This is a genomic window from Ensifer sp. 22460 (genome assembly GCF_052044935.1).
GTDB lineage: Bacteria > Pseudomonadota > Alphaproteobacteria > Rhizobiales > Rhizobiaceae > Ensifer.
This window is the reverse complement of sequence record NZ_JBQENZ010000042.1, coordinates 15,110-36,780: the sequence shown is the minus strand read 5'-3', so window position 1 is coordinate 36,780 and position 21,671 is coordinate 15,110. Positions and strand designations below refer to the sequence as shown.

General features: G+C 61.9%; 21 protein-coding genes and 1 pseudogene. 8 read left to right on the top strand and 14 right to left on the bottom strand.

Translation table 11 applies throughout. From position 1 onward, the window contains the following. From ACTJKM_RS33640 to ACTJKM_RS33630, 3 genes are all read left to right on the top strand, one after another. On the top strand, positions 1 to 1,734 hold a 1,734-nt coding region (locus tag ACTJKM_RS33640; RefSeq protein WP_440661778.1), incomplete at its 5' end, for a type I secretion C-terminal target domain-containing protein. Positions 1,735 to 1,808: 74 nt separating this feature from the next. Beyond that, positions 1,809 to 2,174 carry a hypothetical protein gene (locus ACTJKM_RS33635; protein ID WP_440661777.1) on the top strand — a complete coding sequence of 122 codons (366 nt, stop codon included), beginning with the start codon at positions 1,809 to 1,811 and terminating at the stop codon, positions 2,172 to 2,174. Between the two features lie 148 nt (positions 2,175 to 2,322). Beyond that, a complete protein-coding gene (locus ACTJKM_RS33630) occupies positions 2,323 to 3,402 on the top strand; it encodes an ABC transporter substrate-binding protein (protein ID WP_440661776.1) in 1,080 nt (359 codons plus the stop codon). Between the two features lie 380 nt (positions 3,403 to 3,782). Here the strand turns inward: ACTJKM_RS33630 and ACTJKM_RS33625 are convergent. The 6 genes and pseudogenes from ACTJKM_RS33625 to uraD form a co-directional block, all read right to left on the bottom strand. After that, positions 3,783 to 4,208, bottom strand: a pseudogene (locus ACTJKM_RS33625) (DUF2076 domain-containing protein). Between the two features lie 152 nt (positions 4,209 to 4,360). Further along, a complete protein-coding gene (locus tag ACTJKM_RS33620) occupies positions 4,361 to 5,074 on the bottom strand; it encodes a Bax inhibitor-1/YccA family protein (protein WP_058327887.1) in 714 nt (237 codons plus the stop codon). Positions 5,075 to 5,084: 10 nt separating this feature from the next. Beyond that, entirely contained in the window at positions 5,085 to 5,846 is a 762-nt protein-coding gene (locus ACTJKM_RS33615; RefSeq protein WP_440661774.1) for an anti-sigma factor family protein, read from the bottom strand. Beyond that, positions 5,839 to 6,369, bottom strand: a complete 531-nt coding sequence (locus ACTJKM_RS33610) for a sigma-70 family RNA polymerase sigma factor (protein ID WP_058327885.1) — start codon at positions 6,367 to 6,369, stop codon at positions 5,839 to 5,841. The genes ACTJKM_RS33615 and ACTJKM_RS33610 overlap by 8 nt, the downstream gene beginning before the upstream one ends. A 236-nt stretch (positions 6,370 to 6,605) precedes the next feature. Then, entirely contained in the window at positions 6,606 to 7,949 is a 1,344-nt protein-coding gene (locus tag ACTJKM_RS33605) for an MFS transporter (protein WP_440661773.1), read from the bottom strand. Between the two features lie 43 nt (positions 7,950 to 7,992). After that, positions 7,993 to 8,529: a 2-oxo-4-hydroxy-4-carboxy-5-ureidoimidazoline decarboxylase gene (uraD, locus tag ACTJKM_RS33600; RefSeq protein ID WP_440661772.1), complete on the bottom strand. Its 537-nt coding sequence runs from the start codon at positions 8,527 to 8,529 to the stop codon at positions 7,993 to 7,995. Positions 8,530 to 8,708: 179 nt separating this feature from the next. Here uraD and ACTJKM_RS33595 point away from each other — a divergent pair, with 179 nt between their 5' ends. After that, positions 8,709 to 9,629: a LysR family transcriptional regulator gene (locus ACTJKM_RS33595; protein WP_440639518.1), complete on the top strand. Its 921-nt coding sequence runs from the start codon at positions 8,709 to 8,711 to the stop codon at positions 9,627 to 9,629. Between the two features lie 54 nt (positions 9,630 to 9,683). On the opposite strand, the gene ACTJKM_RS33590 is transcribed toward ACTJKM_RS33595, so the two are convergent. Next, entirely contained in the window at positions 9,684 to 10,706 is a 1,023-nt protein-coding gene (locus ACTJKM_RS33590; protein WP_440661770.1) for a LacI family DNA-binding transcriptional regulator, read from the bottom strand. Between the two features lie 163 nt (positions 10,707 to 10,869). Here ACTJKM_RS33590 and ACTJKM_RS33585 point away from each other — a divergent pair, with 163 nt between their 5' ends. The 4 genes from ACTJKM_RS33585 to ACTJKM_RS33570 all read left to right on the top strand — a co-directional run bounded on the left by ACTJKM_RS33585 (position 10,870) and on the right by ACTJKM_RS33570 (position 15,706). Next, positions 10,870 to 12,396 (top strand): sugar ABC transporter ATP-binding protein, encoded by a 1,527-nt coding sequence (locus ACTJKM_RS33585; RefSeq protein WP_440639516.1) that lies wholly within the window; start codon positions 10,870 to 10,872, stop codon positions 12,394 to 12,396. 76 nt (positions 12,397 to 12,472) lie between these two features. Then, positions 12,473 to 13,483, top strand: a complete 1,011-nt coding sequence (locus tag ACTJKM_RS33580) for an ABC transporter permease (RefSeq protein ID WP_057249658.1) — start codon at positions 12,473 to 12,475, stop codon at positions 13,481 to 13,483. Between the two features lie 63 nt (positions 13,484 to 13,546). After that, complete coding sequence (locus ACTJKM_RS33575) at positions 13,547 to 14,500, top strand: substrate-binding domain-containing protein (RefSeq protein ID WP_057249660.1); 954 nt, start codon at positions 13,547 to 13,549, stop codon at positions 14,498 to 14,500. Positions 14,501 to 14,653: 153 nt separating this feature from the next. Beyond that, positions 14,654 to 15,706, top strand: a complete 1,053-nt coding sequence (locus tag ACTJKM_RS33570; protein ID WP_440661768.1) for a sugar phosphate isomerase/epimerase family protein — start codon at positions 14,654 to 14,656, stop codon at positions 15,704 to 15,706. 180 nt (positions 15,707 to 15,886) lie between these two features. Here the strand turns inward: ACTJKM_RS33570 and ACTJKM_RS33565 are convergent, their stop codons facing one another. Genes ACTJKM_RS33565 through ACTJKM_RS33535 form a run of 7 tightly spaced genes read right to left on the bottom strand, consistent with a single transcriptional unit; the run spans position 15,887 to position 21,492 of the window. Next, positions 15,887 to 16,831 (bottom strand): carbohydrate kinase family protein, encoded by a 945-nt coding sequence (locus tag ACTJKM_RS33565; protein WP_440639511.1) that lies wholly within the window; start codon positions 16,829 to 16,831, stop codon positions 15,887 to 15,889. After that, on the bottom strand, positions 16,828 to 17,346 hold the full coding sequence (locus tag ACTJKM_RS33560; RefSeq protein ID WP_058327877.1) for an ureidoglycolate lyase: 519 nt from the start codon (positions 17,344 to 17,346) through the stop codon (positions 16,828 to 16,830). Before ACTJKM_RS33560 ends, ACTJKM_RS33565 begins: the two co-directional genes overlap by 4 nt. Then, entirely contained in the window at positions 17,343 to 18,083 is a 741-nt protein-coding gene (locus ACTJKM_RS33555) for a BtpA/SgcQ family protein (RefSeq protein ID WP_440661767.1), read from the bottom strand. Before ACTJKM_RS33555 ends, ACTJKM_RS33560 begins: the two co-directional genes overlap by 4 nt. Beyond that, positions 18,080 to 18,889 carry a GntR family transcriptional regulator gene (locus tag ACTJKM_RS33550; RefSeq protein WP_440661766.1) on the bottom strand — a complete coding sequence of 270 codons (810 nt, stop codon included), beginning with the start codon at positions 18,887 to 18,889 and terminating at the stop codon, positions 18,080 to 18,082. Before ACTJKM_RS33550 ends, ACTJKM_RS33555 begins: the two co-directional genes overlap by 4 nt. Before the next feature lie 22 nt (positions 18,890 to 18,911). After that, entirely contained in the window at positions 18,912 to 19,772 is an 861-nt protein-coding gene (locus ACTJKM_RS33545; protein ID WP_058327874.1) for an ABC transporter substrate-binding protein, read from the bottom strand. Positions 19,773 to 19,804: 32 nt separating this feature from the next. Further along, entirely contained in the window at positions 19,805 to 20,569 is a 765-nt protein-coding gene (locus tag ACTJKM_RS33540) for an amino acid ABC transporter ATP-binding protein (protein ID WP_058327873.1), read from the bottom strand. Further along, the gene (locus ACTJKM_RS33535) at positions 20,566 to 21,492 is read right to left on the bottom strand and encodes an amino acid ABC transporter permease (protein ID WP_113514044.1); all 927 of its coding nucleotides are present in this window, start codon (positions 21,490 to 21,492) and stop codon (positions 20,566 to 20,568) included. The genes ACTJKM_RS33540 and ACTJKM_RS33535 overlap by 4 nt, the downstream gene beginning before the upstream one ends. Positions 21,493 to 21,671 lie beyond the last annotated feature (179 nt).

Genomic DNA, 21,671 nt, shown 5'->3' with positions numbered 1-21,671 from the left:
GACAATGTCTCGGTCGGCCTCGGCTACACCGTCACCGACGCCGACAGCTCGGTTGCCAATGGCACACTGACTGTCGCCTTCAATGACGATATTCCTTCTGCGGCGACACCTGACCACGCGATCGTCACGAATGCCGCAGGCAGTCCCTTAGTCTTCGAGCTAGATCAAGACGGCTCGCTGATCAGCAACTACGGCGCTGATGGTGCGGGCACCGTCCGTTTCCCGGATTCGATTGAAAGTCAACCAACCGGCTTGACATCAAATGGCGTTCCGATCCTATATCAGGTGTCCGCAGACGGCCTGACGCTTACCGGCTTTGCAGGTGCGACATCCGTCTTCGTCGTCGTCCTTGATCCGGCCGCCGCTACCTATTCGATTGACATGAATGGGAAAGTAGACAGCACGATGGATGTCTCCTTCAGCGGCGGAAATTATAATTTTGTTGGCGGCTCCGATCCATGGGCCGGTTTCATCGGTACGGGCGAGACCGTCAACGCGCCAATCGACAACAACAGCTCCGATCTCTTGCTGACCCCCGAGATCAATGGCGCGAATGGCGGTCGCATTAATACGTCAAACATCTCAGGTGGCGTAAGCGACGGAAACAGTGTTGGCAGCCAAGAGACGTTCCGTGTTGACTTCGTGACGGATCTAAGGGGCGACCCGAAGAGTACTGGTAACGGCGACTACGATACTCTTTCGAAAAGGGACCATGTTTTCGATGGACATTATACTGTCAATGGATCAACCGCCACCTTCACGGCAACCTCTGGCAGTGTGGTGAAGATTACGGCGTTCGACGACACCAATAGCAATAACGTCGTCGGTGACGGACAAATTGATGCGATCACTGCCGTCGCAATTGCCTACAACGGCGCGATGCAAATCATTGACCTGGCGCAACCGCTTCAACCGTCCTACACGATCGGTGGGATTGCCTTCGAGATCAGCAAAAACCTCGATGGATCAGTCAATGTCGACGGTGTGCGCGGTGACAGTGCCAGTGCGACACAGATCGGTATCTTTACCGCCAACGGCTACAACAGCGTCGAGTATTCATGGGTGGACGGCGACGCTTTCAAGCTCGGCCAATTTGGGGCGGCTGTGCCGACGACTAAGCCGGTTAACTTAGACCTGCCAATCGAAGTGGTAGATGCTGATGGCGATACGGCATCGAGCAGCATCGGCCTCACTTTAACGGCGTCGGGAGAAGGAATTCTAAATTATTCGCACGCCACTGGCGGCCAAACCGCCACCGTCACGGCAACGGACCCCCATATTATGGGGTCAGATTTTAACGACACTCTCAACGGCGATTCGGCGATCAACGTGCTTTATGGCAATGCGGGTGACGACATGCTCTACGGCGGCCTCGGCTCCGACACAATGACTGGCGGAACGGGCAAAGATACCTTCGTGGTAAATTCAGACTCGCTGCAACTCGGCATCGATGATGTCATCACCGATTATAGCTACAGCGAAAGTGATTCCGTCGACCTGTCTGCTTTGCTGGGCAATCTACCGGCGGCAACAACCATGCAGAATAATTACGTTCGCGTTGAGGACGCGGGCGGGGGCAACGCCAACTTGCAGGTCGACACCGATGGCAGCGCCGGCAACGCTTCTGGGTGGCACACGGTTGCAGTGCTGGAAGATTTTCAGGTCTCGACCGATGTGGTCAAGATACTGTTCAACAACACTAGCGGCACCAAAACAGACCAAGACATTCATTAAGAGCACGTCGGTCTCGACAGTTCAGCGGTTCTCGGTAATCATCCGGGAACCGCATTTCCAGGGGGAATCTTTTCATGATCAGAAGCATGCTGGTGGGGGCGATGGTCGCTCTTATGCCCGTTTCAGGTTTCGCGGCCGATCTCATCGTCGATTATGCGCCAGCCGTGCGGCAGTGCGCTGAAGCCAGCCAATCCTCGCTTACCACTGACCAGGATGTCGCGGCATTGACCAAGGAGGTCGTGTCGCGCATGGACGAGGCGATCGCTGTCGCCGACGATCCGCACTGGATCTCCTCAACGCGGCCGACTTTCGTCTGGGCGTCCGAGACCAAGGTTGCCTGCGGCAAGGCCTATGGCTACCTGCAGTCCAACTGGCGCGACGAGGAATACATCGCCAAATGCGATTGTTTCTACTCCAAGATGCGGAATTTCATGAATTGAGGCAGGCGGTTTGATCGTCATATCCCACGCTGTCGTTTCACCGACCAGGCGGATGTCGCCCTGTCGGCAGTGGCTCGCCCTTGGCGTCCTCGCGCTTGGTACACTTGCGGGCTGTCAGGGCGCACCGACGCCCCAGGATGTTCTCGACGTGGAATCGCCGCAGGCGAGGCATGCGCGGCGCGCGGCCGAACATGCGGTAAAGCCGCAGGAAACGTTCGGCGGGGGCGCAACGCGGATCGCGCTCATCACGGCGTTGATGGCGCCGTCAGGCGAAACGGTACGCGAACGCGATATCCGGGACGGCGCGTCGCTCGCCATCGATGAGGTGGGTGGCGGCCAGCTCTCGTTGCTGGTCGAAAATACCGACGGTTCGCCCCAGCAGATTCAAGAGGCCGCGAAGCGGCTTGCCAGCAAGAACGTCGCGCTCGTCGCGCTGTCGGTCGCCGACGCTCCTGTCAGCACCGTGCGCCAAGGTCTCGGCCCCTCCCGCGCGCCGCTTTTGGTCCTGCGGGGCAACGGCGACGAGCGGCCGGCCGGCACTTTCGCTTTCGCGTCCGACCGCATCGACAGCGCCGTCGAGGGGGCATCCTATGCGGTGGCGTCCGGGCGCAAGCGGCTCGTCGTGCTCTTGCCGAGCGATGTCTCCGCCGCCGAGCGGCAAAGGCTCGATCGCGGACTTGCCGGCTATGGCATCAAACCGGCGCTCGTCGCCGTGACAGGGACCACGGCATTCACCGGCGACGCGGCCACCAAGACCACGTTGAAAGACACTGATGGCGTGCTCCTGGTCGGCTCGGGAGATCCGGATGTCGGTGCACTGTCGCAACTCAAGGCCAACGGCTATCTGAAACCGAACGCGATGGTCGTCGGAAGTTCCGGCTGGGTAAATGCTGCTTACAAGCGCCCTGAGCTCGCGGGCAGCCATCTCTGTCTGTTTGGTCCTGAAAATGGTTCCCGGATGACCTCGCGCTATCTCGATCGATACGAGCGGGCCGCAGGCACCGATGCAGCCTATGGCTTCGACGTGATCGCGCTTGCCGCCGGTCTCGTGCGCAGCCAGGGCGAAACCGCCATCACGCAGGAGAGCCTTCGGCATCCAAACGGCTTCATCGGCGCGGCAGCAGCCTTCCGCTTCGGAAAGACCGGTTCCATCGAGCGAACCTGCGCGGTCTACCAGGTCACCTCCGGCAGCGTGAAACTCCTGGATCCAGCGCCACGCTCCTTCTGAAGCGCAAGCGCTGGCCTCAGGCTCCGCTCGCTGACCTGCGTGTGCGATCATCCACAGGCCTGCCGAGGCTCTCGTCTCGAAGCCACGCTGCGAGCGGCCCAGGCCGCGCCGGCGTCGCTCTTCGGCAATCCCGGACGACGGGCAGCGTTGACCGTTGCTGTGCATCGGCAGGGTTGCCATGCTCAAGTAGCCATCTGCAGCGCCCTGATCCTGACCTTGTCGATGTGTCGGCCACCTCACGGAAAGTTCGGCAGGCAGCAGACCGAGATCTGCGCATTCTCCATATCCGGGAAGATGGCGGGCCATCGTAAAGGGACAGGGGGTAGCCCGTGGGGTGGCTTCCGGGGAGGGGGATGTAGCCCCGGAAGCCGATAGCGGCGTCAAATGTCCTCGTAGCCGCCGAAATCCATGTCGTCCGCAAGCGCTTCCGGCTCCGAAGCCGTGGCGCTGGGTTCGGCGGCCTGAGCCTCGTTTCCGCCGAACATGCCTGCGATCGCGTTGCCGAGCAGAACGCCGCCGGCAACGCCCATTGCGGTCTGCGCGGCGCCCGCGAGGAAGCCGCTGCCGGCACGCTATTGCATCGGCTGGCCGAAGGCCTGGTTCTGGTTGCCCCATGGCGAGCCGGGCGCGGCGCGGCCATATCTGGACTGTTGCGGCGCCTGGCGCTGAGGGGCGGTGTTGCTGCCGAACATCGAGGAGAAGAAGCTGCCGCGCTGTTGGCTCTGCGCGATCTGCGCCTCCAGTTCCTCAATGCGGCGTTGAGCCGCCTCCAGCGCCTGCTCCTGCACGACGATCGCCTGTGCCATGTAATAGGGTTCCACCCGGCTGCTGGCCGATCCGCTCATGGATGAAGCGATCGGATTGAGCGTCGCGGGGGCCGGACTAGCGTTCAACATGGGCGAGCTTGAAGAACAGGACGTCGATGGCCTGCTGTGTTCCTTGCTATCTGTGGCGACTACTACTCACGCTCGCCAGTGAAGTTCAGTAGCAACTGGAAGATGTTGACAAAATTCAGATAGAGCGACAGGGCACCGAAAACCGCAAGCTTCTGCTGGGATTCCTGGTCAAAGTTATCGGCATACTGTTCCTTGATGTTCTGCGTGTCCCAGGCAGTCAGGCCGACGAAGACGACGATACCGATCACCGAGACGGCAAACTGAAGGGCGCTCGAACCAAGGAAGATGTTGACAATCGAGGCAATCATCACGCCGATCAGGCCCATGATCAGGAACGAGCCGAATTTCGCCAGGTCGCGTTTCGTCACATAGCCGTAGAGGCTCGTTGCACCGAACATGGTCGCGGCGATGAAGAAGGTGCGGGCGATGCTGGCTCCGGTGAAGACCAGGAAGACCGAGGCGAGCGAAAGGCCCATGACGGCGCAAAAGGCCCAAAAGGTCAGCTGCGCTGAGGATGCCGACATCGAATGCATCTTGAATGAAAAGAAAAAGACGAAGGCGAGCGGCGCAAGCATCACCACCCACTTCAGCGGGGTGGAAAAGATCGGCACGTAAAGTGCCGGCGTGGTGCCGACGATGAAGGCCACAAGCCCCGTCACCACGAGGCCGAGGCCCATATAGTTGTAGACGCGCAGCATATGCTGGCGAAGGCCCTCGTCGAGGGCAGCGGCAGAAGCCTGGCTCATGCCGCCGAAGCGGTTCTGGTTCGAATACATGAAGGTTTCCTCAGTAAAGTGAGTTTTTGAGAAGCTCGGCCTCATCGCTGAGGCCGATGCCGGGCGTGCTTGAGACGACGGCATAGGCGACCTCGCCGACCTGCCACCAGGCAGCCTCGGCGTTGGAAAGATTGAGGTCCTTCACGGACTCGACCGCGAAGTGCCCCGGCCTGCCGGCGAAGAGCGATACGAGTGTGCCTGCATCAGTCCTGACGCTCGTCTCGACGCTGGGCCCGAAATCCGAGGGAAACACCTGGACGTCGACGACGTTCCAGTCCTTCGGAAGCTCCGGCATGACGATGGCGGTCGCAGCACGAATGTCGTCCCGGTCATAGGCCTGCACTTCCGGCTGAGACGGCATCCCCGCCCTGACGAGCGAGGTCTGATGCGCGCGGATGGCGTATTCCACGAAAGCTGGCGGATGGGCCGAGGCATTGACTTCGCTCGGACCGACGGACGAATGGGCAATCCAACCCACCGAAATCATCAAGCCGACCGCCGCCACCTTCTGCAGGGCGTTCCACACGCGCGCATTCGCCAGTCCCGACGAAAGGCGGCGGGCCGCCTCGCGCGTCTCGGGGCGTGCGGCAACGCCATCCGACGTCAACGCCAGCTTGAGCATGGTCCGCATGCCGAGGTCAGCCATGACACGAGCCGCCGCGTCCGGGTTCCTGGCAAGCCAGGTCTCAACCCGAAGCCTGCCGGCCGCATCGAGCTGGTTGTCCACATAGGCATCGAGATCGGTATCGATAATCGTGTCGACGTCAGTCATTATCGCCTCCGACAAGCCTCAGGTGGTTGGGCTTTCTCGTTCCGTTTTCGAAGTCTCTGAGGCTCGCTCTTGCCCGGGAGACGCGCGACATCAAAGTCCCGACGGGAATGTCGAGTATTTCGGCAGCCTCGTGATAGGAAAGGTCCTCAACGGCAACGAGATGAAGGGCCTCGCGCTGTTCTTCCGGAAGCATCATGAACGCTTCGCGGACCTGAGCCAGCCGTACGCTGTGTTCCTGGTGGGCGGGGTAAGACAATCCGGCCACCTGCGCCGACTGATCGTCACGCTGACCACGAGACATCGCGGACCGCAAGCCGTCGATATGCGTGTTGCGAACGATCGCGAAAAGCCAGTTTCTAAGGTTCGCTCCAGACCGGAATGTCGAGCGTCGTTCGTAGGCTCTCAGGAGAGCGTCATGAACGAGATCCTCCGCGTCCGGCGAATTGCGCGCTAGCGAGCGAGCATAGCGCCGCAGCGCAGCCAGCTGCCCAATAACGTCAAAAGCACCGTTCTTCGAATCCATACCCGCATATACGGAGCGGGCGCGGCTTCTCATCCATCGCGATGAAAAAAATCTGAAAAAATCTCAGAATTACCGTCGAGACCGGGCTCCAAAGGCGCCGAAATCCTTTCCCGTGTCGGCCCCTCACGTGTCGTGCGCGCCGCAGATGATCGGACCATCGAGCAAAGCTGCGATGATCCGATACAATTTCTCGTCTTGTCAAAACCCCCGAGGCGCGAGGATTTGCAGGATTTGTTCTATGCAGGCTGCTGCGTTTGCCGGCTGACTTTGCTGACGAAACCCACGATCAGCACGAAGGTCAGCGCCTCGACGGCAGCCACCAGCCACAGCCCGTGGGTCATGACGCCGGTCGTGTCCTTCAGGTAGCCCATGAGGTAGGGGGCGCCGAAGCCGGCGAGGTTCGCCACCGAGTTGATGAGCGCGATACCGACCGCCGCAGCCGAGCCCGCCAGGCAATGGTTCGGCATCTGCCAGAAGACCGGGATTGCGGACATGGTGCCGACGATCGCGAGCGCCAGGGCCGCGAGCGACAGGGCAGGGCTGGCCGGAAGGACAAAACCCAGGGCCATGAGGCCGGTGGCACCCGCGAGTGCTGCAAAGGCGCAGTGGTAGCGCACCTCCGAAGTGCGATCGGAATGGATGCCGTTCAGGATCATGCCCGCAGCACCGCCGAGATAGATGGCCGCCATGATCCAGCCGACCGTTGCAGGGCTGGAGAAGCCGATTTCGCGCACCACGGAGGGACCGAAGAAAGTCAGCGTCGAGTTCGCCATGATGATGCAGAAATAGATGGCGATAAATTTCCATACGATCGGGTTCTTCAGCGCCTTGAGCACGCTGTGCTCGCGATGGCCGAGAGCCTTCTTGTCCTGCTCGATGTCCTGGATGAGCAGGGCCTTTTCCTCCGAGGTCAGCCAATGCACCTTCTCAGGCTTGTCGGTCAGATAGAAGATGGTGGCGATGCCGGCGAGGACCGACGGAATGCCTTCGAGCAGGAATACCCACTGCCAGCCGGCCCAGCCGTTGGCGCCGCCGAGTTGCGTCATGATCGTGCCTGCCAGCGGGCCGCCGATGACGCCGGCAAGTGCCGAGGCGGACATGAAGAGGCCGAAGGCCTTGGCGCGACGCAGCGACGGATACCAATAGGTCAGGTAGAGGATGATGCCGGGATAGAAGCCGGCCTCGAACACGCCGAGCAGGAACCGCAGCGTATAGAACTGCCAGGGCTGGGTGACGAACATCATCAGCACGCAGATGATGCCCCAGCCGATGGTGATGCGGGCGATCGTGGCGCGGGCGCCGATCCGTTCAAGCCACATGTTGCTCGGCACCTCGAAGAAGAAATAGCCGAGGAAGAAGATGCCGGCACCGAGGCCGTAAACGGTTTCGCTGAACTGCAGGTCCTGCAGCATGGTGAGCTTCGCAAAACCGACATTGACCCGGTCGATCCATGCCAGGATCCACAGGAACATCAGGAAGGGAAGGAGCCGCCATGTCACCTTGCGGTAGACGGATTCGAGGTTTTCGGGGTTCGCGGCGGATGAGCCGCCTCCGTGCCCCGCATGTGCTGCCGATGCCATTGTGGACTACCTCCCGTATAAGTCCATTTCAGGATACCAGCCGCTATGCGGCCGGCGTGATAACCTCCTGCGCCTCCTTGACGAGGGCGCCCAGTCGATGGCGGCTGATGTTGGCGATCTGCCGCAGTGCTTCCGCAAGCTCAGCCTCGGTCTCCCGTCCGATGCGGTGCTTGAACTCGGCAAAGATGCCGGCCTTGGTGTAGTGGCGAACGCAAACGATGAAGGGAAAGCCGTGCCGGGCGCGATAGCGCCGGTTCAGATCGTCGATCAGCGCCATCTCGTGGCCCGCCAGGCTGTCGAGCCCGGCCGTTCCCTGTTCGACGGTCGATTCCGCTGTCATCCGGCCCTGCTTGGCCTCTTTGCCGGCAAGGTCCGGATGCGCGCCCAGGAATTCGACCTTTGACGCCGTGTCACGGGCCAGGATCTGGCTGAACATCGCACCATGCAATGCCTCGATGTCGGCGAACGGCCGCTTCTGCCAGCTGCGTTGTGCGACCCAAGGTGAATTCTCGAAGACAGGACCGAGGTAGGCGACGAAGGCGTCGCAGTCCATGTGGTTGATCGCGTCGATATCAAGCATGTCTTGCCCTGAAGTTGAGCCGCCGCATCGCGGTGTTTCCTGAGCAAACGGTGCTCGGCGGGGGCGATTTGGTCAACGCGGGCAGGCAAATACCCATTATTAGCCAGACGAATAAAAGGTGGTGTTGACCTGTTGGCCGGCTCGCCCTGCCGGATTTTGTTGGCTATTCTGCGGATCAGATGTCGAAAGAAGATACCGTTGACGCACATCTCCTAAAGGTCTTCTGCGCGCTCATGGCCGAGGGCAGTGTGACGCGTGCCGCGGTCAAGCTGGAGCAATCCCAGCCGGCAGTCAGCCTGGCGCTTGGCAAGCTGCGCGAGATCTTTTCCGACCAATTGCTTGTGCGCAGCCGTGACGGAATGGTCCCCACGGAGCGCGCTCTGGCTATTTTGCCGCGCGCTCAGGCCCTGTTGGCCGATCTCACCGGCTTGGTCGACGCCACGGCGCCGTTTGACGCCTCATCAAGCAATCACAGCTTCACGATCGCCTCGCCGGACTACATGGCGCCGGTGTTCCTGTCGGAAATTGTCGATCAGATCAGGCGCAAGGCGCCGAATGCGAGCCTCGTGATCCGGGCGCTCGGTCCCGACTTCGACTTCGAGGGGGCGCTTGCCCGGGGTGACGTCGATGTCGTCATCGGCAACTGGCCGTCTCCGCCCGCCTATCTCAAACGCTCGATCCTCCTGCAGGACGACATCGTTTGCCTGATGCGGGACACCCATACTCTGGCGCAGGGCGAATTCAGCGAAGCCGACTATCTGTCGGCCGCCCATATCGTGCCGGTGGCCTATTCGATGGCCCATCGCGGTGTCGTCGAAACCCACCTGTCGAGCCTTCGAGTCAGCCGGGCGCGCACCGTGGCGCTTTCCTATTTTACGACCGCACCGTACCTCTTGCTGCAGTCGGACCTGATCTTCTCGACCAGCCGTCATTTTGCCAGCTACTTTGCGGGGCTTTTGCCGCTCGTCGTACGCCAGTCGCCGATCGAGTTCCCGCAAATGGTCTTCCACATGCTATGGCATGACCGCTCGCATCATTCGCCGATGCACCGGTGGCTGCGCGAGATCATCATGCAGGCGCGCAACAGGATCGCCAGCTAGCTTTCGGAATCACGTGCCCGCTCTCTGAGAAATCGGCAGTCGGCCCCAAATCCTTCATCGCCGTGTCGGCGGCGGCCCAACAGAGTTGCGGACCACCAGGTCGGGCCTCAGCAGGATCTCGGTTTCTGAAGGGGTGCGGTCCGAGAGCATCTCGAGAAGCAGTGCCATCGCGTGCTTGCCGATCGCGGTGCGCGGCTGGCGGATCGTCGTGAGGGAAGGGGTCATGAAACTGGCTTGCGGGACGTCATCGAAGCCGGTGACCGAAAACTGATCCGGTATCTCATAGCCGCGCGCCTTAAGGCCAAGCGCGACACCAAGAGCAGTCTGATCGTTGACGCACATGAAGGCGGTCGGAAGGTCGTCGCGCATGAAGAGCTGCTCCAGCGCCAGCCTGCCGCTTTCCACCGTACCGTCGCCTTCGAGGATAAGGCGGCGGTTCGCAGGGAAGCCGGCTGCGGCAAGTCCGGCCTCGTAGCCCGACCGACGACGGCCATAGGCAAGGCGCGTATGGGAGTCTCCGATGAATGCGATCCGCCGATGCCCTTCGGAAATGAGAAGATCAACGGCCTTGCGCGCGCCTTCGACGTCGTCGACGCCGACATAGGGAATGCCACCGTTGAAGACGGGCTCGAAAACACCGACGGTCGGCGGCAGGCGCGGCGTCACCTCCTGATGGCCGAAAGGAAGAATGCCGGTAAACAGGATCAGGCCGGCCGCCTGGTTCGAGTTGAAGAATTTCAGATATTCCAACCCGCGTTGCGCATCATTCTGGGTATGCCCGATCAGCACGCCGTAGCCATGGGCTCGCGCTTCGTTTTCAAGGCCAACCAGGATGCTGGAGAAGTTCGGATCACCGATGTCGGGCGCGACCACGAGTATCATGTTCGAGCGCCCCAGCCTCAGGCTGCGCGCCATCGCGTTGGTGGTGTAGCCCGTCAGCGCAATGGCCTGATTGACCTTCAACCGCGTGGACTTGGCAACCTTCTCCGGCATGTGAATGGCCCGCGAAACTGTCGCGATCGACACTTCGGCGATCCGGGCGACATCTTCGATGGTTGCGGGGGTGGAATCGGACACTCGGTTGGCCTCGGGCTTTGTTGCGAGACACTACACAGACTTGCCTGGTGGTCAAACGCGCAGGCAGAAAAAATTGTCGTACAAGCATGATGTAAACCTTTACATCGGTCAGTGTAAAGGTTTACATCATTGAAAAAGCGGTGGAGGCCGCAGGGAGGGGAATATGACCACGGAGGTTGTCGACGGGGCTCCCGTCGTGCTGTCTGCGCGCCGCATCAGTAAATCCTTCAGCGGCGTGCAGGTGCTTTTCAGCGTCGATTTCGAGCTGCGCCAGGGCGAGATCCACGCGCTGATGGGCGAGAACGGCGCCGGCAAATCCACGCTCGTCAAGATATTGTCCGGCTTCGAGCAACCGACCTCGGGCGAGATCCTGCTCGACGGCCAGTCGGTGAAGCTCCCGCCAGACGGTGCGGCCGAAGCGCTCGGCATCGTCATCATCCATCAGGAATTCAATCTGGCCGAACATCTAACCGTCACCGAGAGCCTGTTTCTCGGCCGCGAAGTGACCAGGTTCGGCGTGCTCGACCGCAAGTTCATGCGCGCGGAAACGCGCCGCGTTCTCGATCTCCTCGGCTCCCATGTCGACGAGAATGCGATGATCGGCTCGCTGTCGATCGCCGAAAAACAGATGGTGGAAATTGCCAAGGCTATCAGCCGTGACGCGCGTGTCGTCTTCATGGATGAGCCGACCGCCGTCCTTTCTCGCGAAGAAACGAACTTTCTGTTCCGCTTGGTGCGCAAGCTGCGCGACAAGGGAACGAGTTTCGTCTTCGTGTCGCACAAGCTCGACGAGGTCATGGAACTCACCGATCGCGTGACGGTGTTGCGCGACGGCCAATGGATCAAGACATCGCCGACCTCCATCCTCGACGGCGAGGCGATCGCCCAGTTGATGGTCGGCCGTGAGCTTTCGAGCCTCTATCCCGCCAAAAGCGAACCCGACTTCGACGAGGAGGTCGTGCTGCGCGTCAGTTCGGTCTCAACAGGCTACGTTAGGGACGCAAGCTTCGAGGTCCGCCGCGGCGAAATCCTCGGTTTTTCCGGGATGATCGGTTCGGGTCGGACGGAATTGATGGAGGCGATTGTCGGATTGCGCCCGCGTGTGTCCGGCGAGGTTCTCGTTCGTGGCCAGCCGGTTTCATCCGGTGACGTGCACGCGGTCAACAAGGCCGGTCTCGCATACATGACCAAGGACCGGAAAGCCAAGGGGCTGTTGCTCAATGCCGGGATGATGGCGAACCTGACGTTGCAGTCGCTCGGTCGCCATAGCCGCCTCGGCTATCTCGATCCGGGAAGCGAGGAGGCGGCTCTGGTCAAGGCGCGCCGCCGGTTCGACATCCGCGTCAGGGATGACAAGATTGTCGCCGGACGCATGTCCGGTGGCAACCAGCAGAAGCTGCTTCTCGCCAAGGTAATGGAAACCGACCCTGGTATCATCATCATCGACGAGCCGACCCGCGGCATCGACGTCGGCACCAAGCAGCAGATCTACCACTTCATCTCGGCGCTCGCCCGGGACGGTCGCTCGATCATTGTCGTCTCATCGGAGATGCCCGAGGTCATAGGCTTATGCAGTCGCGTGGTGGTCATGCGCGAAGGCCATATCGCCGGCATTCTCGAGGGGGACGAGATCTCCGAGCAGGAGATCATGCGCTACGCCGCAGGATTGAAGAAGAAGACGGCGGCCTGAGGCGGCCGCGGCGCATCCTGCGCAGATGCCGAGAACAACAAGATTCCCGACAGGTGGGACGGAGGTTCAATTGGATATGAGCGTAAACGAGGAAGGCAGTCAGGGCGCAATTCGCCGCCGCAGCTGGCGCGACATCGATCTGAGGGCCGTGGCGCCATTCGTCGCACTGGCGTTGCTGTTGCTGGTAGGGGCGCTGGTCAATCCCAACTTCATCAGCATCAACAACCTCGCCAACGTCGCTACCCGCAGCGCCTTCATCGCCATCATCGCGGTCGGAGCGACTTTCGTGATTTCGTCGGGCGATCTCGATCTCTCCGTCGGGGCGATGGTCGCCTTCATCGCCAGTCTGATGATCCTGTTCATGAACTCCGGGGTCATCGCCGATCCGGTACTCATGCTTCTGGCGGCGGTCCTGTTTACTATCGTCGCCGGCGCACTCTGTGGTCTTGCCAACGGTCTGATCACCACGGTCGGCAAGATCGAGCCCTTCATCGCAACGCTCGGCACCATGGGCATCTATCGGGGACTGACGACCTGGCTGTCGCAAGGCGGCGCAATCACGCTTAAGGAGCCGGAGCTCCAGGAGATCTATCGGCCGGCTTATTTCGGCACGATCTTCGGCCTGCCGGTACCGATCGTCGTCATCCTCGCGGTGACTGCCGTGGCGGCCTTTATCCTCTACCGCACGCGCTACGGTCGGCACGTCGTGGCCGTCGGTTCCAATCGCGACGTTGCGCGTTACTCGGGCATTTCCGTCAACCGCGTCCGCACCGTCGCCTTCGTGATCCAGGGGCTCTGCGTGGCAGCCGCCGTCCTCCTCTATGTGCCGCGCCTCGGCTCGACGTCGGCAACGACTGGCATTCTCTGGGAACTACAGGCAATCACTGCCGTCGTCGTCGGCGGCACCGCGCTCAAGGGTGGCGCCGGCCGCGTCTGGGGCACGATCTGTGGCGCGTTCATCCTCGAACTGGTCGGCAACATCATGCTGCTCTCCAACTTCATCAGCGAATACCTGATCGGCGCCATCCAGGGTGCGATCATCATCATTGCGATGCTCGTCCAGCGCTCGCTGGTTCGGAAATCGTGAGACGGCCGGGTCCACAGGTCTCCCGGCCTGCAACAGGCTGACCTGATATTTGGGAGGAACTTAATGCGTAATAAGCTATTCGGCCTGACCCTCGCGGCCATGACCGCACTCGCTGGCGTGTCGCACGCGCAGGAAGAAAAGAAAGTGACGATCGGCGTCTCCATTCCGGCTGCCGATCATGGCTGGACGGCCGGCGTGGTCTTCCACGCCGAGCGCGTCGCCAAGATCCTGATGGAGCGCAACCCGGGCCTCAACGTCATCGTCAAGACCTCTCCCGATCCGGCGAGCCAGGCCAACGCCGTGCAGGACCTCGAAACGCAAGGCATCGACGCTCTCGTCATCCTGCCGACCGATCCGGATCCGCTGGTCAACGCCATCAAGGAAGTAAAGGGCAAGGGAACCTTCGTCGCGCTCGTTGACCGTGCGCCCAGCGTCAACGACAACTCGGTGCGCGATCTCTACGTCGCCGGCAACAACCCGGCTCTCGGCCAAGTCGCGGGCGAATACATCAAGGCCACGACACCGGAAGCCGAAGTCGTCGTCATCCGCGGCCTGCCGATCCCGATCGACCAGCAGCGCCAGGACGGTTTCGACAAGGGCATCGAAGGCTCGAAGGTCAAGGTTCTCGATCGCCAGTACGGCAACTGGAACCGCGACGATGCCTTCAAGGTCATGCAGGACTACCTGACGAAGTACCCGAAGATCGACGTCGTCTGGTGCCAGGACGACGACATGGCCGTTGGCGTACTGCAGGCCATCGAGCAGGCGAAGCGTACCGACATCCAGTATGTCGTTGCCGGCGCCGGTTCAAAGGAAATGATCAAGAAGGTCATGGACGGCGACAAGATGATCCCGGTCGACGTGCTCTACCCGCCGGCAATGGTCGGAACGGCGCTGGAGATGACGGTCGCCAACTTCTACGGCCAGGTTCCGGTCCGTGGCGTCTACACGATCGATGCAACGCTCGTGACCAAGGACAATGCCAAGGACTTCTACTTCCCGGATTCGCCCTTCTGATCCAGGCTTGACTGAAAGGCGGCCCGCGGTCGGCGCGGGCTGCCATCCCACAACGATCACCTGAAATCTCAGGTCGTGTCGTCTTGAGCCCCAGGCGGGCATCGCCGGCGTCTTTCGAGCGCCCGGCACATTTTCCAACGGAGGAGACGAGAGATGAAGACGATCAAGGGGCCAGGGCTCTTTCTTGCGCAGTTTGCCGGCGATGCGGCACCGTTCAATTCCTGGGACGCGATCACCAAATGGGCGGCCGATTGCGGCTACAAAGGCGTGCAGGTCCCGAGCTGGGATGCGCGGCTGATCGATCTTCAGAAGGCGGCGACCTCGAAGACCTATTGTGACGAATTTGCCGGCACGGCCCGCGACAACGGTGTCGAGGTGACCGAGCTTTCCACCCATCTGCAGGGCCAGCTCGTCGCCGTGCACCCGGCCTATGACGAAGCCTTCGACGGCTTTGCCGCACCGGAAGTGCGCGGCAACCCGAAAGCGCGGCAGCAATGGGCGGTGGAACAGGTGAAGCTGGCGCTGACCACCTCGAAGAACCTGGGGCTGAACGCCATGGCAAGCTTTTCCGGCGCGCTCGCCTGGCCCTTCGTCTATCCCTGGCCGCAACGGCCGGCCGGTCTCGTCGAGACCGCCTTTGACGAACTGGCGAAACGCTGGAAACCGATCCTCGACCATGCCGAGGACTGTGGTGTGGATGTCTGCTACGAGATCCATCCGGGCGAGGACCTGCACGACGGCATCACCTACGAGATGTTTCTGGAGCGCACCGGCAACCATGCCCGCGCCTGCATGCTCTATGACCCCTCACACTATGTGCTGCAGTGCCTCGATTATCTCGACAACATCGACATCTACAAGGACCGCATCCGGATGTTCCACGTCAAGGATGCGGAGTTCAATCCGACCGGGCGCCAGGGCGTCTATGGCGGCTATCAGGGCTGGGTCAACCGGGCAGGCCGCTTCCGGTCTCTGGGTGACGGCCAGGTGGATTTCGGCGCGGTGTTCTCGAAGATGGCGGCCAATGATTTCTCGGGCTGGGCGGTGGTCGAATGGGAATGCGCGCTGAAACATCCCGAGGACGGTGCGCGCGAGGGTGCCGACTTCGTCAAGCACCACATCATCCGCGTCACGGAGAAGGCGTTTGACGACTTTGCCGGCGGCGGCACGGACGAGGCGGCCAACCGGCGCATGCTGGGGATTTGAGGAAGCGTTTGCCCCTCAGCGGCGGTTCATTTGCGTTGTTTCCCGCCCTTCATTTGATAGGCAGTCCTTGGTCAGGGGCGGTGGGCGACGTGACGTCCGGCCGTTCCCTTAAAGCCGCGCAAGGAAGGGTCCAGCGACAATCCTAAGCCCGAAACCGGCGATCCGATCGAGTGCTGCGGTTCACCGCGCCCTCGACCGGCGCTCGTCGTCACGCCAGCGGCGGATATCGTCCGGCGCTGCTTTACCCGCCCGCGGGCCGTGGATGGTGACGGAGCGGGAGGCGGCTGCGACGGAGAAGTCCAGCGCCTCTTCGATGGCCTGGCCTTGCGACAGACACCAGGTCAATGTGCCGCCGAAGGTGTCGCCTGCACCGGTGACGTCAACGACGTCGACCGGAAACCCGGGCACACGAAGGATCGTGTCGCCATTGCGGGCCTCGGCGCCATCCGCAGCGAGGGTGCGCACGACCCAGTCGATATCGTGCGCCTGCATCCAGTCGCCGATAATCGTGATTTCGTCGTGGCCGAAAGCCGCGCGGAAGCCGACCTGGTTGAAGATGACGACCGCAGCACCTGTGAGATAAGGCATATCCTGCGGCGTGCATCCACCGACGTCGAGATCGAAGATGACGCGCCGGCCGTGCTGGCGGAGATCGGCAAGAAGGTCGGCTTGCTTGACCACGCCTTGATCCGTTCGCGCATGGAGACGACGGGCGCGATAGAGCGTCGTGTAGAGAAAGCCTGGTTGGCGCAGCGCATCGAGGGCAGCCGCGTCGAGCCACATCGGCTGCTCGCCCATCTCGACCGTCAGAACGACATGCTCGCCGTCTACGAGGAAGATGAAGTTCCGCGATTCCGGAATCGCGGGATCGATCAGCATGTAATCGACGCCGACGCCGTTGGCCTTCAAATCGGTGATCAAACGTTGCGACAGCGGACTGTCGTTGAGCAGGGAGAGGAACTGCGTCTCACCGCCAAGCCCCGCATGTACGACAGCGGCATTCGCAATGGAGCCGCCAGCCTCGGCTGGAAGCTCCTTGACCATGCCCTTGTCGGCTCGGCCCGGCCAGCGATCGGCGGTGTAGTATTCGTCGAGCGCGACGTCGCCGATGAAGAAGCTTGTCATGCGGTTGGTCCTTCGCCTGGAATGGCTTGCACCAGCTTCGGGCCACCGGCAACCGGAACCCAAGGGCTCTCGCCGAGACCGCAGACGGCCATCCAGTAGTAGGGGGTTGGTTCCGAGACGCCTCGGCAGGCGTCGTGCCAGACGTTGCGGTCCATCACCACGGCCTGCCCGGGCGCGATGACGAAGGCTTCGATCTCATTCCGGTCCGGCGCCGTGGCGTCAGATGCGGGAGCGACGGCGAGGACAACCGGTTGGGCGAAGCAGAAGATCGCCTCCTCCGTTTGCGGATGCCGCTCCATTACGCCGCAGTGCCACGGTGCGCTGCCGCCGCGCGTAACACCGAGATGGCCGGCACCATCGATCAACGATGTTTTCGTGAAGCCGTCATGCCAGGCGTCGCCGACGGTCCAGACCACCTTGGGATCGGTGTCGCCGGTCAGGTCATAGACCCTGCCGTATCGCGAGAAATTGTCCGGGGTCACCGGGCGGGCGAAGGCCGTGTCGGCCGCACTCATGCGTCGCTCCTGATGGCGCGCACGACGCGCATGAGCCCGGCAACATGGGCAGGCTCGACGCGGCCTGTGTCCTTATGGTCGTGCTTGAACCAACTGCCGACGACGGCGCCATCGGCCTTGGCCAGTTGCTCGGCGGCATTGGATTCGGTCAGGCCGGCGCCGATCAAGAGGGGCGTCCCGCCGCCGGTTGCAGCGTGGAAGCGCGCCACCTTGTCCATGTCGGTCGGCTGGCCCGTGGCGTCGGAGGTGACCACCAAACCGTCGCAGCGCGCAGCGCCGATGCGCACGTCTTCCGATTCCGATCGCCCGGACAGAACAGGCTGGTACTTGAAGCGAACGCCACCGAGCAACAGCGCCGAAACGCCCTCGCGGCGTGCCGCGAGTTCGGCTTCGAAGGCTTCGTCCGCATCCGGCGGCAGATGGCCGGCGACAGAATCCACCTGGATAAAGGAAACGGGGTACGTTTTGGCAAGGGCAAAGGCGCGCGCATCGTCTCTGAGCACGTTGACGCCGATGCGGGTGCCGAGGTCGAACCCGAACAGCCGGTCCAACACCCGCTCGACGTCTTCTGCACCACCGAAGTAGTTCTCGACCACGACCCCGTCCACGCCTTCGCCGGCCATGATGCGGGCCTCTTCCTCGGCCTGGGCAAGCTTGGCCGCGGGGCCGTCACCAGCCAGGTGCAGCATGCCAAGAATGGGTTTTGGGGTCGTGAAAGTGTCGCCGAAGCGGCTCATATCTTGCTCTCCTGCGCACCGTGCGGCGCGGTCTCGCGCCCCCAGCGCGTTGCAAATTTCATCTGGACTGCCGGCGAGTAGACGATCGACGTGCGCTCGACCAACCGATCGTCGGCATCGAGCACATCCCCGCTGGCGCAAAGGTAGCCCGGCACGTCAGGCGCCGGGGCAAAGACCTCCCTGAGGCGCTCGGAAGACGGCACGACGCTGAGCAGCAGTTCCGAACGCAAGGGGTGGCGGTCATAGTCGCGGCGCAAAACCTCGTAGAGCGATTGCGCCGCGAAATCGTAGCGGTCGATCCCCGGATAGAGGGCAAGATCAAGCTGAGACGTGTCGACGTTCAGCCAACTCACCGTGTCGCCATTGGCAAGCCCGCGCGCGCGCACCAGCAAGAGTTCGCCATTCTCCACCCGGTGTTCCAGCACGCGCGTCACCGGGCGCTGGCCCTGGCGGCGGGCAAGCTCCGTGAAGCTGCCGAAATTCCAGATGTTGTGGCTGACAGGCCGGTGCGAGACGATCGTGCCGCGGCCGCGAACCTGCTGAACCAATCCCTCCGACACCAAAAGCGCCATCGCATTGCGCACGGTGGTTCGGGCAATGCCGAACTGGTCGCGCAACTGGTTCTCCGAGGGAATCGCTTCCCCTTCGGAGAAGTCGCCGCCGAGAATCGCGGCGCGGAGCGCCCGGTAGAGCTGCCGGTAGAGCTGCTCGCTCGAATAGAGATCGAGGCGCAGCCGGGCCAGTCTGTCGTCCGGGTTTCCGTTTGCTGCAATGGTGGAGGCGTCTGGCATGGAAGGATGGGTCAAGGCAGGCTCCGGCGCGGTTCGGTTACTTCGTGGCTCCGTTTATCTTGAACTCTTCGACGGCAGCCTGTTTCAAGCCGTAGCGGTCGAGGATCTGTGCATAAGTGCCATCGGCCTTCATGGCGTCGAGCGCTCCCTTTACGGCATCGCGCAACTGCGCATTCGCTTTGGCGAAAGCAATGCCGTAGTGGTTGACGTCGCCGACTTCGCCGATCTGGTAGAACTTGTCCGGCTCCTGCTTCATCAGGTCGAGCAGTCCCTCAAGGCCGATGACCGAAGCCTGGGCGCGGCCCTGGCGGATCTGCATGATGTGCTCGGCCTGGGTCGGGATCTGGATGACGGTGATCAACTGGTCGGCTGCGCATTTAGCCTTGCCGATATTTTCCGCCCAGGTGACCCAGCTGGTTCCCGTTGCGACCGCGACAGTCTTGCCGCAAAGGTCCGCCTCGGTCTTGATCTCGCCTTGGTGGTCCGCGGTCGAATAGAAGACGTTGCCGGTCTTGAAGTAGTCGATGAAATCGAGCTGCGTCTGGCGCTCCACCTTGTCGGAGAAGGCGGTCATGATCAGGTCCGAACGGCCGGTGACGACCTGCGGGATCAATTGCGGGAACTCGACGTTCTGGAACTCGGCCGTCAGGCCGAGGCGTTCGGCGATTGCCTTGGCAAGATCGATGTCGAAGCCTTTCAGTTCGGTCGAGCCGGCGTCGTTATATTCCATTGGCGGATAGGCAAGGCTGATCGTGATGTTCAGCTTTCCGGTATCGCGCACCGCGTCCGGCAGAGCGGCGGCGAGCTTCTCGTCGGCGGCCTGTGCCACGCCACCTGCGGCGAGGCTGATGAAGGTGGCGGAGGCAAGCCCCAGAACCATCGGCAGCAGTTGTTTCATTTTCAGTTCTCCCTCTTTTTGAACTCTTGTCTTCAGGCCAGCACGCGGCTGAGGAAACTCCGCACGCGCGGGTCGCCGGGGTTGCCCAGAACTTGCGTGGGTACGCCCATCTCGCGGATCTCGCCGTCGATCATCACCACGACGCGGTCGGCGACCTCCCGGGCAAAGCCGATCTCGTGGGTGACGACGATCATCGTGGTGCCGCCGCGCGCCAGATTGCGCATGACTTCCAGAACCTCGCCGACGAGTTCTGGATCGAGCGCGCTGGTCGGCTCGTCGAAGAGCATGACACGTGGCTCCATTGCGAGCGCCCGGGCGATTGCCACACGCTGCTTCTGGCCGCCGGAAAGCTGCGACGGATAACTCGATGCCTTGGCCGCCATGCCGACCTGCTCGAGCAGGCCCATGGCACGGGCTTCGGCCTCGGCGCGGCTCAAGCCGCGTACTACCATCGGTCCCTCGGTGACGTTGCCGAGCACCGTTCGGTGCGCGAAAAGATTGAAATGCTGGAACACCATGCCGAGCTGGCTCTGCTGCGCCCGGAGCCGTTTGACCGGCAATTCCTCAAGCGCGCCGCGGCTGAGCTCGTAGCCCATGATCGCGCCGTCAACCCAGACATAGCCGCCATTCGGCGTTTCCAGATGGTTGATGCAGCGCAGGAAGGTGCTCTTGCCACTGCCCGAGGGCCCGAGGATGCAGAGCACCTCCCCATAGGTGACTTCCAGATCGAGACCCTTCAGGACCTCGTGGCTGCCAAAACTCTTGCGGATACCGACCGCCTTGACTGCGAGTGTCATGCTTCCCCCGAGGCGACGGGACGACGCGCCCATCCTTTGAACCAGCGGCGCTCGCTGGTTGCGGCTGCGGTATCGCGGCCGAAATGGCGTTCGAGATAGTATTGGCCGATGGAAAGAACGGTGGTTCCCGCCAGATACCAGACGGCGCAGACGAACAGCAGTTCGATGACGGCACCGTTGATGAAGTAGATGCGCTGCGCAGCATTCAGCATTTCGCCCATGGCGATGGTGGCAGCGAGCGAGGAAAACTTCAGCATGCCGATGGCGCTGTTGCCAAGCACGGGCAGGATCAGCCGCAAGGTCTGCGGCAGAATGATGCGCCGCATCGTCTGGCCCGGCGTCATGCCGAGCGTATGGGCAGCTTCCTTCTGGCCCTTATCGACCGAAGAGATGCCGCCGCGCACCACTTCCGTCAGATAGGAGCCTTCGTTCACGCCGAGACCGAGGACAGCCGCGACGAACGGCGTCACCACGTCGACCATGCGGGCATCGATGAGCCCGGGGATATAGAGGCGCGGGAAGACCAGCGCGATGTTGAACCAGATGAGCAACTGCAGCAGCACCGGCGTGCCGCGGAACACCCAGACATAGAGCCATGCAGCAAAGCGCAGGATCGGATTTTCCGAAAGCCGCATGATGCCGAAAGCGAAACCAAGAAAGACGCCAAGCACCAGCGCACAGGCCGAGATCAGCAGCGTCCAACCGAAGCCGGTGATGATGACGCCAGCCGTCAGGAACTCGCCGACCACCGTCCACTGGATTTGCCCGACTGCGAAGGCGCGCCCGATTACGGCAAGCAGCAGGATGACGAGACCGCCACTGATCCACCGCCAGGGGTGGTGCAGTGGGCGGATGGCGACATCCGGACCGGGAAGGTCTGCGAGTGACAGCGCGGACGTTGAAGATGAGTGAGAGTGGTGCATGGCATCCAATTGTAGGGTTAGGCCTACAACTTGATAGAAGCACGCCTAAACCGTGTCAAGCTGGCGACCGGAGAATATTTCCGCCTGTGCATATTCGTGCTGAATGCGCTGGAGGATTGGAAGTCAGCGGCCGCGAGGAACGGTATGATCGAAAAACGATCGCCGCCGGCACGGGGAAC

Coding starts and splice junctions, on each gene's coding strand:
- ACTJKM_RS33535 (WP_113514044.1), bottom strand. CDS start 21,492: ATGCACCACTCTCACTCATCTTCAACGTCCGCGCTGTCACTCGCAGAC.
- uraD (WP_440661772.1), bottom strand. CDS start 8,529: ATGCTTGATATCGACGCGATCAACCACATGGACTGCGACGCCTTCGTC.
- ACTJKM_RS33555 (WP_440661767.1), bottom strand. CDS start 18,083: ATGAGCCGCTTCGGCGACACTTTCACGACCCCAAAACCCATTCTTGGC.
- ACTJKM_RS33615 (WP_440661774.1), bottom strand. CDS start 5,846: ATGACTGACGTCGACACGATTATCGATACCGATCTCGATGCCTATGTG.
- ACTJKM_RS33570 (WP_440661768.1), top strand. CDS start 14,654: ATGAAGACGATCAAGGGGCCAGGGCTCTTTCTTGCGCAGTTTGCCGGC.
- ACTJKM_RS33560 (WP_058327877.1), bottom strand. CDS start 17,346: ATGAGTGCGGCCGACACGGCCTTCGCCCGCCCGGTGACCCCGGACAAT.
- ACTJKM_RS33610 (WP_058327885.1), bottom strand. CDS start 6,369: ATGGATTCGAAGAACGGTGCTTTTGACGTTATTGGGCAGCTGGCTGCG.
- ACTJKM_RS33620 (WP_058327887.1), bottom strand. CDS start 5,074: ATGTATTCGAACCAGAACCGCTTCGGCGGCATGAGCCAGGCTTCTGCC.
- ACTJKM_RS33575 (WP_057249660.1), top strand. CDS start 13,547: ATGCGTAATAAGCTATTCGGCCTGACCCTCGCGGCCATGACCGCACTC.
- ACTJKM_RS33585 (WP_440639516.1), top strand. CDS start 10,870: ATGACCACGGAGGTTGTCGACGGGGCTCCCGTCGTGCTGTCTGCGCGC.
- ACTJKM_RS33595 (WP_440639518.1), top strand. CDS start 8,709: ATGTCGAAAGAAGATACCGTTGACGCACATCTCCTAAAGGTCTTCTGC.
- ACTJKM_RS33580 (WP_057249658.1), top strand. CDS start 12,473: ATGAGCGTAAACGAGGAAGGCAGTCAGGGCGCAATTCGCCGCCGCAGC.
- ACTJKM_RS33540 (WP_058327873.1), bottom strand. CDS start 20,569: ATGACACTCGCAGTCAAGGCGGTCGGTATCCGCAAGAGTTTTGGCAGC.
- ACTJKM_RS33605 (WP_440661773.1), bottom strand. CDS start 7,949: ATGGCATCGGCAGCACATGCGGGGCACGGAGGCGGCTCATCCGCCGCG.
- ACTJKM_RS33545 (WP_058327874.1), bottom strand. CDS start 19,772: ATGAAACAACTGCTGCCGATGGTTCTGGGGCTTGCCTCCGCCACCTTC.
- ACTJKM_RS33635 (WP_440661777.1), top strand. CDS start 1,809: ATGATCAGAAGCATGCTGGTGGGGGCGATGGTCGCTCTTATGCCCGTT.
- ACTJKM_RS33565 (WP_440639511.1), bottom strand. CDS start 16,831: ATGACAAGCTTCTTCATCGGCGACGTCGCGCTCGACGAATACTACACC.